Origin of the sequence: Bradyrhizobium sp. SZCCHNR1051 (assembly GCF_032489615.1) — a bacterium.
In the GTDB taxonomy this organism is placed as follows: domain Bacteria; phylum Pseudomonadota; class Alphaproteobacteria; order Rhizobiales; family Xanthobacteraceae; genus Bradyrhizobium.
In genome coordinates, this window is record NZ_JAUEYJ010000023.1 from 13,784 (window position 1) to 26,484 (window position 12,701).

General features: G+C 66.9%; 13 protein-coding genes and 1 pseudogene. 5 read left to right on the top strand and 9 right to left on the bottom strand.

The window, feature by feature from the left end; all coding sequences use genetic code 11:
• Positions 1-4: 4 nt before the first annotated feature.
• Positions 5-361, bottom strand: a complete 357-nt coding sequence (gene uraH / locus QW868_RS25820; RefSeq protein ID WP_315783850.1) for a hydroxyisourate hydrolase — start codon at positions 359-361, stop codon at positions 5-7.
• 83 nt (positions 362-444) lie between these two features.
• Entirely contained in the window at positions 445-1,350 is a 906-nt protein-coding gene (locus QW868_RS25825) for a LysR family transcriptional regulator (protein WP_315783852.1), read from the bottom strand.
• Between the two features lie 131 nt (positions 1,351-1,481).
• Here QW868_RS25825 and QW868_RS25830 point away from each other — a divergent pair, with 131 nt between their 5' ends.
• The 3 genes and pseudogenes from QW868_RS25830 to QW868_RS25840 all read left to right on the top strand — a co-directional run bounded on the left by QW868_RS25830 (position 1,482) and on the right by QW868_RS25840 (position 4,366).
• A complete protein-coding gene (locus QW868_RS25830; RefSeq protein ID WP_316231845.1) occupies positions 1,482-2,420 on the top strand; it encodes a ring-cleaving dioxygenase in 939 nt (312 codons plus the stop codon).
• The gene (locus QW868_RS25835) at positions 2,417-3,049 is read left to right on the top strand and encodes an alpha/beta hydrolase (RefSeq protein ID WP_315783856.1); all 633 of its coding nucleotides are present in this window, start codon (positions 2,417-2,419) and stop codon (positions 3,047-3,049) included. Before QW868_RS25830 ends, QW868_RS25835 begins: the two co-directional genes overlap by 4 nt.
• 112 nt (positions 3,050-3,161) lie before the next feature.
• A pseudogene (locus QW868_RS25840) lies at positions 3,162-4,366 on the top strand (amidohydrolase family protein).
• A 7-nt stretch (positions 4,367-4,373) separates the two neighbouring features.
• Here the strand turns inward: QW868_RS25840 and QW868_RS25845 are convergent.
• The 5 genes from QW868_RS25845 to QW868_RS25865 form a co-directional block, all read right to left on the bottom strand.
• Positions 4,374-5,606, bottom strand: coding sequence for a carboxylate-amine ligase (locus QW868_RS25845; RefSeq protein WP_316231846.1), 1,233 nt, complete (start codon positions 5,604-5,606; stop codon positions 4,374-4,376).
• A gap of 20 nt (positions 5,607-5,626) precedes the next feature.
• On the bottom strand, positions 5,627-7,399 hold the full coding sequence (locus tag QW868_RS25850; protein WP_316231847.1) for an N-acetylglutaminylglutamine amidotransferase: 1,773 nt from the start codon (positions 7,397-7,399) through the stop codon (positions 5,627-5,629).
• Positions 7,400-7,424: 25 nt separating this feature from the next.
• On the bottom strand, positions 7,425-8,252 hold the full coding sequence (locus tag QW868_RS25855) for a class II glutamine amidotransferase (protein WP_315753968.1): 828 nt from the start codon (positions 8,250-8,252) through the stop codon (positions 7,425-7,427).
• 121 nt (positions 8,253-8,373) lie between these two features.
• A complete protein-coding gene (locus QW868_RS25860; RefSeq protein WP_316231848.1) occupies positions 8,374-8,586 on the bottom strand; it encodes a hypothetical protein in 213 nt (70 codons plus the stop codon).
• A gap of 238 nt (positions 8,587-8,824) precedes the next feature.
• Complete coding sequence (locus QW868_RS25865) at positions 8,825-9,706, bottom strand: LysR family transcriptional regulator (RefSeq protein ID WP_316231849.1); 882 nt, start codon at positions 9,704-9,706, stop codon at positions 8,825-8,827.
• Positions 9,707-9,814: 108 nt separating this feature from the next.
• Between QW868_RS25865 and QW868_RS25870 the strand changes: the two genes are divergently transcribed.
• Together QW868_RS25870 and QW868_RS25875 are read left to right on the top strand one after the other, a co-directional pair.
• Entirely contained in the window at positions 9,815-10,234 is a 420-nt protein-coding gene (locus tag QW868_RS25870) for a CidA/LrgA family protein (RefSeq protein WP_316231850.1), read from the top strand.
• Positions 10,209-10,919 carry an LrgB family protein gene (locus QW868_RS25875; RefSeq protein ID WP_315775576.1) on the top strand — a complete coding sequence of 237 codons (711 nt, stop codon included), beginning with the start codon at positions 10,209-10,211 and terminating at the stop codon, positions 10,917-10,919. The genes QW868_RS25870 and QW868_RS25875 overlap by 26 nt, the downstream gene beginning before the upstream one ends.
• Positions 10,920-10,930: 11 nt before the next feature.
• Here QW868_RS25875 and QW868_RS25880 read toward each other — a convergent pair whose 3' ends face one another.
• Positions 10,931-11,755 carry a type 1 glutamine amidotransferase gene (locus QW868_RS25880; RefSeq protein ID WP_316231851.1) on the bottom strand — a complete coding sequence of 275 codons (825 nt, stop codon included), beginning with the start codon at positions 11,753-11,755 and terminating at the stop codon, positions 10,931-10,933.
• A 23-nt stretch (positions 11,756-11,778) separates the two neighbouring features.
• Complete coding sequence (locus QW868_RS25885; protein ID WP_315812580.1) at positions 11,779-12,609, bottom strand: hypothetical protein; 831 nt, start codon at positions 12,607-12,609, stop codon at positions 11,779-11,781.
• Positions 12,610-12,701: the final 92 nt, after the last annotated feature.

Here is a 12,701-nt window from a genome sequence, read left to right on the forward strand (position 1 = left end):
CGGCTCAGCTCCCGCGATAGGTCTGGTAGCTCCAGGGCGTCGCGAGCAGCGGCACATGGTAGTGCGCGCCAGCATCGGCGACGGAAAAGCGGAGCGGGATCAGATCGAGAAACAGCGGATCGCCCGAGGCGAGGCCGTGGGTCCTGAAATAGGCGCCCATATGGAAGGTCAGCATGTAGGTGCCGGTGGCGAAGTCATCGTCCGCCAGCATCGGCTGGTCGGTGCGCCCGTCGGCATTGCTCCGGACCTGCTTGACGCGGCGCCAAGAGCCGTCCGGTTCGAGGACATCGAGATCGATCGCGACGCCGGCCGCGGGCTTGCCCCTGACCGTATCCAGAATATGCGTGCTCAGCCGCCCCATGCATCGTTACCTCTCTGCTGCCGGCTCGGAACACTATCAGCGCCCGGTTAAAGGTTCGAGGCGATTTGCGGTTCAGTTGCAGCCTACGGTCTGGTCACGTCGCGCTCCTTGCCGAAGCGCTCGACCAGGAAGTCGATGAACAGCCGCACCTTCACCGAGAGGTGCCGCGTCGGCGGATAGATCGCATAGAGCGCGAGCGGCGGCGCGGCGTAATCGGCGAGGATCGCGGTCAGCGCGCCGCTCTCGAGCGCGTCCGCCGCGATGAAGCGCGGGATCAGCGCAATGCCCTGTCCCTTGATGGCGACGTCGCGCAGCACCTCGGCATTGTTGACGCACAACGACCACGCCGGCTGGACCCAGTGGTCGCCGTCGCGGCCGGTGAGCTTCCACTGATTGCCGGTCAGCAGGAAACCGTAGGTGAGAGAGGTGTGGCGACGCAGCTCCTCCGGGCTGCCAGGCGTGCCGTGCCGCGCGAGATAGGCCGGCGCGGCGCAGATCACGCGCTCCACCGGCATGATCCGCCGCGCCACCAGGCTCGACGATTCCAGCTCGGCGATCCGCAACGTCACGTCGAAGCCGTCCTGCACGGGATCCAGCAGATCGTCGCTCAGCACGATCTGCAACTGCAGCTCGGGATAGCGGGCCATGAAATCGGCGACGACGGGACCGAGCCGCATGGTGCCGAACGACATCGGCGCGTTGACGCGCAAGAGCCCGCGCGGCGCGGCCTGCGACTGACTGACGGCCTGATCGGCGGCGTCGAGCTCCGCGAGGATCGAGACCGCGCGCTCGAAATAGAGCTGGCCGGTCTCGGTCGGGCTGGCATGGCGCGTGGTGCGGACGATCAACTGGACGCCGAGGCTCGCCTCCAGCTCGCCGATATATTTCGAGATCGCCGAGCGCGACAGCCGCAGCTGCCGGCCGGCCTCGGCGAAGCTGCCGCTCTCGACCACCTTCACGAAGGCCCGCAGGCTGCTCAGCTTGTCCATAGGGCCGCCATTGTCGCCAAATCGTAGACAGAGACGTCACAAGAGCACGGATTGTCTCCAAATCAAAGCGAGCCAATATTGCGCCCAGGAATTCAACGGCCCTTTCGGGGGTCCATCGACAGGAGACCCATATGCCCGGACTGCACCACGTGACTGCGATTGCCGGCGATCCGATCCGCAATTTCGGCTTCTACACCCGCGACCTCGGCCTGCGCTTCGTCAAGAAGACAGTCAATTTCGACGATCCCGGCACCTATCATTTCTACTACGGCGATGAGACCGGCCGCCCCGGCACCATCCTGACCTTCTTCCCCTGGGCCGGCGTGCGGCCGGGCCGCCGCGGCGTCGGCGAGACCCACCAGACCGCGTTCCGGGTGCCGCAGCGCTCCCTTGGCTACTGGACGCAGCGCCTCACCGAGAGGGGCATCGCCTATGAGGCGCTGGAGAAGCGCTTTGGTGAATCCGTGCTGCCGTTCACCGATCCGGACGGCATGGCGCTGGCGCTGGTCGGCGTCCCCGGCGCGGAGAACGAGCCCGGCTACAGCAACGGCGACATCCCGGCGGAGCACGCGATCCGCGGCTTCCACGGCGTGACCCTGCTGCTCGACTCCGCGGAAAGGACTGCCGCCGTGCTGACCGACGTGTTCGGCTTCGAAGAGACGGGCCGCGAAGGCTCGGTCATCCGCTTCAAGGCGCCCGGCGACGCCGAGGGCAGCGTGGTCGACATCTACGAGGCCAGGGGCTTTCTGCGTGGCGCGCAGGGCGCCGGGTCGGTGCATCACATCGCCTTCCGCGCCGCCGATGACGCCGCACAGGGCGTGATGGCACAGCGGCTGGTCGATCGTCACGGCCTGCATCCGACCGAGCAGAAGGACCGCAACTACTTCCGCTCGATCTACTTCCGCGAGCCGGGCGGCGTGCTGTTCGAGATCGCAACCGATATCCCGGGCTTCGCGGTCGACGAGCCGGTCGCCGAGCTCGGACGAAACCTCAAGCTGCCCGCTTTCCTCGAATCGCACCGCAAGCAGATCGAAGGCGTGCTGCCCAATCTCGAGGAGGCCGCATCGTGACCGAGGCATTGTCCTTCACCCACCGCTTCCAGCCCGGACACACGCTGGGAGCAGCCCCGCTGCTGCTCCTGCACGGCACCGGCGGCGACGAGAACGATCTGCTGCCGCTCGGCGCTACGCTGTCGCCCGGCGCCGCCCTGCTGTCGCCACGCGGCCAAGTGCTCGAGCATGGCATGCCGCGCTTCTTCCGCCGGCTTGCCGAGGGCGTGTTCGACGAGGACGACGTCCGCCGGCGCGCTCTGGAGCTCGGCGCCTTCATCGACGCGGCGCGGCAGCACTACGGGATCGGAGCGCCGCTCGCGGTCGGCTACTCCAACGGCGCCAACATCGCCGCCGCGCTGCTGCTACTGCAGCCGGAAGCGCTGACCGGTGCAGTGCTGTTCCGCGCCATGGTGCCGCTGGCGCATCCTCCGGCCGCCAGGCTCGCGCGCCGGCCGGTGCTGATGCTGTCCGGGCTCGCTGATCCGATCGTGCCCGCCAGCAATTCGGCGAAGCTGTGCACGCAGCTCACCGAGGCCGGCGCCGACGTGACCCACACGACGCTTCCGGCGGGGCACCAGTTGTCGCAGGCGGATGTGACGCTAGCGCGCGACTGGCTCGCCGGACTGCCGCAGGCGATCGCCGCCTGAAGACGCTTGCGGCTGTCGCGGCTCCTGGCCAAGAATGTGGTCTCATCGGCACCAGCATCGGGCCGCCCCTCCGGCGGCTCCGATGCTGGCGGATGGATGGGAAGGATTGTGCATGGCCGTCGACAAGCTGTTCATCAATGCGCGGCTCGACCGCAGCGCGCGCCATGCGATTACGGTCGACGGCGGCCGCATCAGCGGGCTTCTCGCTGAGACCGAGCGCCCCGAGGCGCGCGAGGTGATCGATCTCGGCGGCGCACTGGTCGTGCCCGGCTTCGTCGAGGGCCACATCCATCTCGACACCAGCTTCTACGGCGATGCCTGGAAGCCGCACAAGCCCTGCACCAACGGCTTCGACGTGCATGAGCGCGTCACGTTCCAGGCGCAGAACATGGCCGCGGCTGCACCGATGGACGTGCGCGCCCGCAACCAGCTCGATCTTTGTATCGGCCACGGCACGACACGGATGCGCAGCCACGTGATGGTGGACGGCTCCGTCGGCCTCACATCGCTGGAAACGATCCTGCGCGTCCGCGACGATTATCGCGAGCTGATCGAGATCCAGCTCGTCGCCTTTCCGCAGAGCGGCATCCTCAAGAGCCCGGGCACACCCGAGCTGCTCGACGAGGCCATCAGGCTCGGCGCCAACCTCGTCGGCGGGCTCGATCCCGCCAGCTTCGACCGCGACGTCGAAAGGCATCTCGACGTCGTGTTCGGCACAGCCCACAAGCACGGCGTCGATGTCGATATCCATCTGCACGATCCGGGCATGCTCGGCCTGTTCGAGCTGGAGCAGATCGCGGCGCGCACGCGCGCCCTCGGCATGCAAGGTCGCGTCGCGGTCAGCCACGCCTACGCCCTCGGCGACGTGCCTGCTGACCCGCTGAAGAAGATTGCCGACGTCCTGGCGGCGTCTGGCGTCGCCATCATGACCAACGCGCCGGGCGCGCGGCCCTTCCCGCCCGTGGCGCTGTTGCGTGCGGCGGGGTCACCGTGTTCAGCGGCAACGACAACATCCGCGACTCCTGGTGGCCCTATGGCGACGGCGATCTGTTGAACCGCGCCATGATGGTCGGCTATCGCTCCGGCTTCTATGTCGATGACGAGCTGCGGATGGCCTTTGACCTCGTCACCGAGGCCGGCGCCAAGGCCTTGAGGCTTGCGGACTACGGCCTGCGCGTCGGTGCGCGGGCCGACTTTGTCACCCTCGATGCCGAGCACGTTCCGCAGGCTGTCGTCGCCGTGCCAAAGGGCCGCTCAGTCTACAAGGACGGCCGCCTCATCGCGCGCGACGGCCATGTGATCAGGCAGCCGACCTAGGCCCGCGTCATTGTGCCGGCTCGACCGGTGCCTGTGAGCGCGGCGGCTCGGCGCGCGACACCGTCGCCGCCTCGATCCAGCGCGTCACGGCCGACAACTGTCCGCCGGACTCGCGATAGGCCTGCAGCTGATAGTCGGCCGAGCTGCCGAACTGCATGATGATGCGGCAGTGCTCGACCTCGGCGAGACATCCCAGAGCCTCCGCATGCGGTGCGACATCCGCGATCATGCGGTTGAGGATCTCCTGGCCCGTCACGGGACCGTCCTCGGTCACGAACAGACAGTCGGTGCCATAGCGCTGCGCCCGCCACTTGTTCTCGACCGCGATCGCGCGCTCGACATTGCCTACGGTCTCCGCAAGATCGGGATTGAGATAGAGGTAGCGTGCCAAAGCGCGATAGAGCGAGGCAATCGCCACGGCGTCATCCACCGACGTGCAGACGTCGGGCGCACGCAACTCCAAGGTCGGATGCCGCAGCGACGGCCGCATCGCCCACCAGACATGACTCTCGTCCGGCATCACGCCGGACTTCGTCAGCGCCGCGACATAGCGATCATATTGCTGCTTCGAGGTGAACAGCTCGGGCAGGCCGCTGCGCGGCAGCTCGTCATAGGCGGCAAGCCGATAGCCCTTCAGGCCCGTCTCGCGCGAATTCCAGAACGGCGAGGACGCAGATAGCGCGACGAACACCGGGATATGCGGGATCATCGCCCGCATGACCGCGAACCGCCGCTCGGGGTCCGGCAATTGGACGTGCACGTGCATGCCGCACAGCATGTTACGCTGGCCGACGATCCGAAGGTCCTCCATCATCTCCGCGTAGCGCGGCTTGGGACTCGGCTGTGAGCTGCGCCACCTCGCGGTCGGATGCGTGGAGCAGGCCAGGATCGTCAGGCCATACTGACTCGCCACGCTGGCAACCTCGCGCCGCAGGAATTTCATCTCCTCGCGCGCGTCGCCGACATCGACATGCACGTTGGTGGCGACCTCGAGCTGCGCCTGCAGCATCTCGCGCATGGCCTGTCCGCCGGTCGACCAGTTGGCGGCCTCGAACAGATCGTCCGGGGTCCGGATCGCGACATCGTGCGTCTGCGCATCGACGAGAAAGTACTCCTCCTCGATGCCGAACGAATATTCCGTGACTTCCTCGCTGCCGCTGGCCGAGCGGATCACCAGACGACGCTCGTCATCGCTCAGGCCGAGCCGCAGCTTCTCCAAGATGCGTGGATCCAATCCCATGTGATCAATCCTGTCAGACGTCAAATGCCGTGAGTCTGCAGCCATGCCTCGAGCAGGGCCGCCTGCCACAGCCGCGAATGTCCCTTGGGGCTCATCTCGGCTTCGGGGTTTTGCAACATGTGGTCGATAAAGTCGCGCTGGTAGAGGCCGCGTGCGCGCGCCTTCTCGTCGTTGAGAACGTCGCGGACATAGTCGAGGAACGGGCCGCGCAGATAGCGCAGCGACGGCACCGGAAAGTATCCCTTGGGACGGTCGATCACCTCCGCCGGCACGCAGCGGCGTGCCGCCTCCTTGAGAATGTGCTTGCCGCCGTTCTTCACCTTCAGCTCGGCGGGCATGCGCGCGGCGAGCTCCACCACGTCGTGATCGAGGAACGGCACGCGGGCCTCCAGCCCGAACGCCATCGTCATGTTGTCGACCCGCTTCACGGGATCGTCGACCAGCATGATCTCGGTATCGATCTGCAGCACCTTGTCCGCCGCCGAGGCGCCGGCATGATTTCCGAAGAAGCGCTCCACGAATGCCAGGCTCACGTCGTCGCCGAGCAACTCCGGCGCCAGCAGCCGCTGCAGATCCGAATGCGTCCAGTCGAAATAGACATTCTGATATTGCTGAACGGGATCGTTGGCCGAGAGGAAGCCTGGATACCAGCTGTAGCCACCGAACACCTCGTCGGCGCCCTGCCCGCTCTGCACCACCTTGACGCGCTTGGCGACCTCCGACGACAAGAGATGGAACGCGACCGCGTCGTGGCTGACCATCGGCTCAGACATGGCGGCGATGGCATCGGGCAAGGCGTCGAGCGCGCGGTTGCCGCCGATCCTGATCTGCTCGTGGTTGGTGCCGAACGTCCGTGCAATGATGTCGGAGTAGTGGAATTCATCGCCGGTGTGCTTGCCCACCGCGTCAAAGCCGATCGAGAAGGTGCGGATGTCCTCGTGTCCCAGCTTGGACAGCAGCGCGACCAGCAGCGACGAATCCAGCCCGCCTGACAACAGCACACCGACGGGCACGTCAGCGACACGGCGACGGTCCACCGCCGATGTCATCGCGTCCAGCAATGCATCCGACCATTCTTCTTGACTCATGGCGCGATCGGTCGGACGCGGCGCGCCGACGCTGAACTGCCAGTAGCGTTCGCGGCGCTGCGCTCCATCGGGCTCGATCGTCAGCAACGTCGCCGGCTCGAGCTTCTTCACGCCATTGAGGATCGTACGGGGCGCCGGAACGGCGGCGTGAAAACTGAAGAAATGATGCAGCGCCGTTCGGTCGATCGAGGTGTCGACATCACCACCGGCGAGCAGCGCCGGCAGGGACGAGGCAAAGCGGAGGAAGCCCGGCCCCTCGGTGTAGTACAGCGGCTTGATGCCGAGACGGTCGCGCGCGATCACGACGCGTCCGCTGTCGCGCTCCCACAGCGCGAAGGCGAACATGCCCTTGAAGCGCTGAACACAGGTCTTGCCCCAGGCATGATAGGCCTTGAGGATCACCTCGGTATCGCCGTCGGAGAAGAAGCGATAGCCCTTCGCCTGCAACTCGGCGCGCAGCTCGCGGAAATTATAGATGCACCCATTGAACGCGATGCCGAGACCGAGCGCGGCATCGATCATCGGCTGCTGCGCGGCGGCTGATAGATCGAGAATGCTGAGACGACGGTGGCCGAGCGCGATTCCGCCCTGCACGTAGAGGCCGGCGGCGTCGGGACCGCGCGCCTGCATCGCATCGTTGACTCGGCCGAGCGCCGCGAGCGCGGGCTGTCCGGAAGTCCTGACTTCACCACAAATGCCGCACATCGCGGATCATCCAGTTTCTGTTGTGTTATGTGCCGCCGACAACCCTCTGTGATCGTTTGCGTTCCGCGACGAAACCGGCAGAGTCCGTGGCAAATAGCGGAACGATTTCGGCGGGTCTGGACGCGCGCGCGACCAGCACGTGATCGGGCGGAACCTCGATCCAGTCCGGCTCCTTGTCAAAAGGCTCGGAGACGACGATCACTTGATCGCCATCTTCCCGGTAGTAGAGCGAGTTGGCGCGATCATTCTCAGCGAAGCGAAACGCGTAGAGATCGTGGCCATTCGACAGGGCGGACGTGAAGCGCAGGTGCTCACGCAGGCCGTCCTCGTTGACCAGCTGGCGGAGCGCGCGCAGCACGTTCGATGTCGCACCGATCGGATCCTGATCGATGCCGGCGCCGACGATGGCGAGGAACACGGCTTCGGAGTCGGTGGTGCCGAGCCGCGAAGGATACAGCGCGTCCGGAATCATAGCCTCGATCTTGCGGCGTAGCCTGTTCCAGCTCCCGACGAAGCCGTTGTGCATGAACAGCCAGCGGCCGCAGGCAAACGGATGGCAGTTCTGACGGGTCACGGCCGTGCCGGTCGCGGCGCGCACATGCGCGAAGAACAGATGTGAATGCAGGTGCCGGCAAAGATAGCGGAGATTCTCATCGGACCACGCCGGACGTGTCTCGCGATACAGGCCGGGCTCGGGATGATCGCCGTACCAACCGAGACCGAAACCATCGCCATTTGTGCCTGCGGTGGATTCCAGCGCGCGGATGCTCTGCGTCACCAGCGAGTGTTCGGGCTCGGTCACATAGTGCTCGAAGGCGGTCGTCTCACCGCGGTACGCGATCCAGCGGCACATCCTTGCCCTCCGGTTCAATCAATGAGCGCGCGGCACGCCTGCGCGTGTCACGTTCTTTCGGAGCAGGCGGAAACGCGTCAAAGCACCCCTGGTTCCCGCGCACTCAGTCACGCACGGGACGTCAGCCTGTGGGACTGGGATTGGCGTCGCCCGGCTCCGGCAACATGCCAGTGCCGGGAGTCTTGTCCTTGTCGGTCAGGTCGGGCCGCGCATGCGGGCCAGCCGAAGGCATGCTTTCCGGGCCTGGCCGCTTCGCCGCCGGAGCATCCGCGTCGCGCAGCTCCCTGCGATCTCGCGATTTGCGATCTGGGTGCTCGTGATCTTCCTCACTCATCGATTGTCCTCTCGCGCAGATCAACGAGTCAGCGCGCGAAGGCAACCTTCGTCAGCTCTTGCCGTTCCCGTCCGCACGTCCGAGATCGCCTCTCCGGGCTCCGCTTTCGCGTCGTTGCGACAGGTGCTCGATCATTGCGAGTTGTGCGTACAGCTCAGGTCCTAGCCAATCGTCATGGCGACACCGACCGTCTCGCCGCACGTTCCTCGCAGATGAAGCGACATCGCCGCACTCATGCTCACGCCTCGCCGCGCTCGCGCACCAACCGGAGCCACGCCGCCGCGGCCGGCGACAGATAGGCGCCATGACGCCAGGCCATCGCCAACGTCCATTCGGTGCCGGGCTCGTCGAGCAGGACGAGACTGATCGGCACCTGCGTGCGCTGGGTCGCGATCATGCGCGGCAGGAAGGCAACCCCGAGACCGGCGCCGGCGAGCTCGGCAATGAAATCGATCTGCGTGCTGCGTGCAGCAACCACCGGCTCGAAGCCATTGCGGCGGCAGGCCTCGCGGAGGATACGGTTGAGCGCGAAGCCGGCTTCGAACAGCACGAACGGCGTGTCGCGGAGCTCGGCGAGCGTGATCGTTTTGCGGCGGGCCAGCGAATGATTGACAGAGACGAGCGCCATCAGCGGCTCGCGGCGCACGATCTGCGCGGCAAACTCATCGGCGATGGGCGGCAGCAGGCCGGCAAAATCGATATCGCCTGCAGCCAGCAATTCGCTGAGCCGGTCGCTGCCGTGCTCCACCAGGCGGATCTCGATCTCGGGATAGAGCTGGCGGTAGAGCGCGAACAACGGCGCGAACAGCGTGCTCGACCCGATCGGCGGCAGGCCGAGGCGCAGCACGCCGCGCTTCAGGCCGCGCAGTTCGGCAAGCTCTGCCTGCAGGTCGTCGCGCTCCGCCAGCAGCCGGATCGCGCGGCGATAGACGATCTCGCCGGCCGCGGTCATGCGGCTCTTGTGGCCGAGCCGGTCCAGAAGGGGCAGGCCGAGCTCGTCCTCGAGCTGCTTGACGGCCTTGCTGACGGTAGACTGGGTCGCAAACACCACCTTGGCAGCCTGCGAGAAGCCGCCTTGGCGGACGACCTCGACGAAGGTCCTGAGGGTTCGAAGTTCCATAATCAGGCTCAGTATTCGATTTTTGACTTGATATCATTCATTCAATTCGCTTTCTACATGTTGCGATGCGGCATACCTTGATCGCGCAATCACTTACGGACGCCGCACATGATGCATCGCAGCATTTCCATTGGGGCTCATCGCCTGCTCCGCCGCAACCGGCTGGTGCAGATCGGTCTGCTCGGCCTGTTCTGGGCTGCCGGCGAGGCGCTGGCCCGGGCAACCGGCCTGCCGCTGCCAGGCGGCATCATCGGAATGGCGCTGGCGCTCACTCTGGTCCTGGCAGGCGGATTGAAGGTCGCCAGCATCAAGCGCGGCGCAAATTGGATGCTGGCCGAGATGCTGCTGTTCTTCGTGCCGGCGGTGCTGGCGCTGCTCGACCATCGCGAGCTGTTCGGCCTGCTCGGCCTGAAGATCTTCGCCTTGATCGTCGTCAGCACCACCGCCGTGATGTGCGTGACCGCGCTCACCGTCGACCTCTGCTACCGTTGGACCGAGCATCATGACCCTCGCCGCGCTGTGGCGTGAGCCGCTGATCCAGGCGGCGGTCTGGTCGCTCGCGACGATCCTGCTCTATCTGCTGGCGAAGCGCGTGCACCGGCGCTGGCCGCGCTGGTGGCTGATGCCGCTCGCGGTGGCCCCCGCGCTGCTGATGATCGCGGCGCTCGCGCTCAACGTCTCCTATCGCGACTACATCCGCGGCACGCATTGGCTGGTGGCGCTGCTCGGCCCGGCCACCGTCGCCTTCGCCGTGCCGATCTATGAGCAACGCGCGCTGATCCGCCGCCGCTGGCCGCTGCTGTTGGCCGGCATGGTCGCGGGCAGCCTCACCGCCGTGGCGACCAGTTGGGCACTGGCCTATGTCCTCGGCATCGATGGCGAGCTGCGTCTGAGCCTGTTGCCGCGCTCGATGAGCACGCCGTTCGCGATGGAAGTCTCAGGCGAGATCGGCGGCATCCCCGATCTCACGGCCGTGTTCGTCGTGCTCACCGGCATCATCGGCGCCGCCGTCGGCGACGTCGTGCTGGCGCGGCTGCCGCTGCGCTCGACGCTCGCCAGAGGCGCGCTGTTCGGCGTCGGCGCGCATGGTGCGGGCACCGCGCGCGCCCACCAGATCGGGCGCGAGGAAGGCGCGATCGCCGGCCTCGTGATGGTGCTGGTCGGGCTGATGAACGTGGCGCTGGCGCCGCTCATCATTCAGTTCATGCGGTAGTGTTCTCAGCGTCACGCGAGCGAGGCGATCCAGTTGCTGATCTCGGCCTGCCGGACCCCGTCATTCGCGACGTCCTGGTCGAGCCCGAGCCGCCACAGAATGTCGCGCCGGGCACGGTCGTGGTGCAGGATCGCGAGATCGGCTGCGTAGCGCTCGAGCTCGGCCGGATCGACGAAGAAGCCCTCCTCGACCAGCGGCTGGCCGATGCGGCGGAGCACCCAGGCGACGTCCTGCAGGCTGAATTCGGGATGATACTGCACGCCCCAGAACCGGCCGCGGCCGCTGCGGATCTCCGCGGCCTGCACCTCGCTCATCGCATTGCGTGCGGTGACCGTCGCATCCGCCGGCAGCCGGGTGACGATGTCGCTATGGATCGCCGGGGCATCGAACACGGCGCCCCGCGCCGCATGCATCGGATGATCGCGGCCCGCCTCCGTCAGCGCGATCTTGCGCGCAAAGCCGACCTCGCGGCCGGCCGGATTGAGCGACACCTCGCCGCCGGCCGCCACGGTCGCGAGCTGGAGTCCCCAGCATGAGCCGAACATCGGCACGCCCCGCGCGAAGATCGTCCGCACCAGCTCGATCTGGCGCAGCGCTTCCGGCTCGCGCTGATAGATGTTGAGCGCTGATCCCGTGATGACGATGCCCTGATAGGCCTCGATCGGCTGCGGCAGGCGCGCATCCGCATCGGCGGGTGTGGCGATGTCGATCGCCGCGTCCGGCGCCAGCGCGCGCAGCACGGCCGCGTAGCTCTCCGACGGCGTGGCGCCGGCGACCTCGGCCCAGCGGCGCCGGCCGTCCAGCGAGTTGCCTTCGAGCACGAGCAGTCTCAGCACTCGTCAATCCTCCGCCCGCCCGATCAGGGCTCCAGCACGCCGCGCAGGAATCGAGCGCTCCGCTCGCGCACCTCCGGCCGGTTCAGGATCGTGTGCACGTCGGCATCGATCACCATCACCTCCGCCTTCGCATCGTCCTTGAGCGCGGCGGCGCAGGATCCGGTGACGGGGCGGTCCTTGTTCCAGGGATTGGCAGCCGAGAAATACGGATCGCGCGCCGAGATCGCGTTCAGCACCGGCTCCTTTGGGCCGATGCCGAGCCTGGGCGCGGTGACGAAGTAGTTGTCCTCGCACGACCACGAATAGATCAGCCGCGCCGCCACATCCTTGCCGGCGTAGCGGCCGACCGCCACCGCGCCCTCGCTGGTGCCTGCCAGCACGATCCGCAGCCGGTCCACCCAGCTCCAATCGCGCGACGCCTTCAGCGCGTTCTCCAGTTCGGCCAGCCGCAAGGCGTGGACGCGCTCATAGATCGCGACGTCGACCGGCGAGGCGTAGGTCAGCCGGTCGGGAATCGCGAGGCTGTCGGGCGCCACCGACGCCACGCCGAGCTCATCGGCGAGCCAGGCCTGGAACTCCTTCACCGCCGGCGCGACGCCGCTCGACCCGTGCATCACGATCACGAGCGGCGCGATCCCGATCACGTCGGGCGCGTCCTCCGCATGCCCCTCCCAGCGCCGTCCGCCGACGAGCGCCGCCGGCAACACCACATGGGCCAGGCTCCAGGTCAGCGCGAGATTCGCCGACGACGGCTCCAGCACCGTGCCCCTGGTCTCGCCGGGCGTGTCGGCCGCGAGGCAAGCGGTCACGAGCAGCAGGGCGGCAGCCACCGACAGGACACGCGCCACGAACATGATCGATCCGTCCTCCTGCGAGGCGAGCACAGCGAGCCTGGCGCGCACCGTCCGTTTCAATCACGGCATCGGGCTGCGGACAAGCAAGGTGC

Excerpts from the sequence above, each read along its gene's own strand:
- uraH (WP_315783850.1), bottom strand. The coding sequence starts at position 361 with ATGGGGCGGCTGAGCACGCATATTCTGGATACGGTCAGGGGCAAGCCC.
- QW868_RS25825 (WP_315783852.1), bottom strand. The coding sequence starts at position 1,350 with ATGGACAAGCTGAGCAGCCTGCGGGCCTTCGTGAAGGTGGTCGAGAGC.
- QW868_RS25830 (WP_316231845.1), top strand. The coding sequence starts at position 1,482 with ATGCCCGGACTGCACCACGTGACTGCGATTGCCGGCGATCCGATCCGC.
- QW868_RS25845 (WP_316231846.1), bottom strand. The coding sequence starts at position 5,606 with ATGGGATTGGATCCACGCATCTTGGAGAAGCTGCGGCTCGGCCTGAGC.
- QW868_RS25850 (WP_316231847.1), bottom strand. The coding sequence starts at position 7,399 with ATGTGCGGCATTTGTGGTGAAGTCAGGACTTCCGGACAGCCCGCGCTC.
- QW868_RS25855 (WP_315753968.1), bottom strand. The coding sequence starts at position 8,252 with ATGTGCCGCTGGATCGCGTACCGCGGTGAGACGACCGCCTTCGAGCAC.
- QW868_RS25860 (WP_316231848.1), bottom strand. The coding sequence starts at position 8,586 with ATGAGTGAGGAAGATCACGAGCACCCAGATCGCAAATCGCGAGATCGC.
- QW868_RS25865 (WP_316231849.1), bottom strand. The coding sequence starts at position 9,706 with ATGGAACTTCGAACCCTCAGGACCTTCGTCGAGGTCGTCCGCCAAGGC.
- QW868_RS25870 (WP_316231850.1), top strand. The coding sequence starts at position 9,815 with ATGATGCATCGCAGCATTTCCATTGGGGCTCATCGCCTGCTCCGCCGC.
- QW868_RS25875 (WP_315775576.1), top strand. The coding sequence starts at position 10,209 with ATGACCCTCGCCGCGCTGTGGCGTGAGCCGCTGATCCAGGCGGCGGTC.
- QW868_RS25885 (WP_315812580.1), bottom strand. The coding sequence starts at position 12,609 with ATGTTCGTGGCGCGTGTCCTGTCGGTGGCTGCCGCCCTGCTGCTCGTG.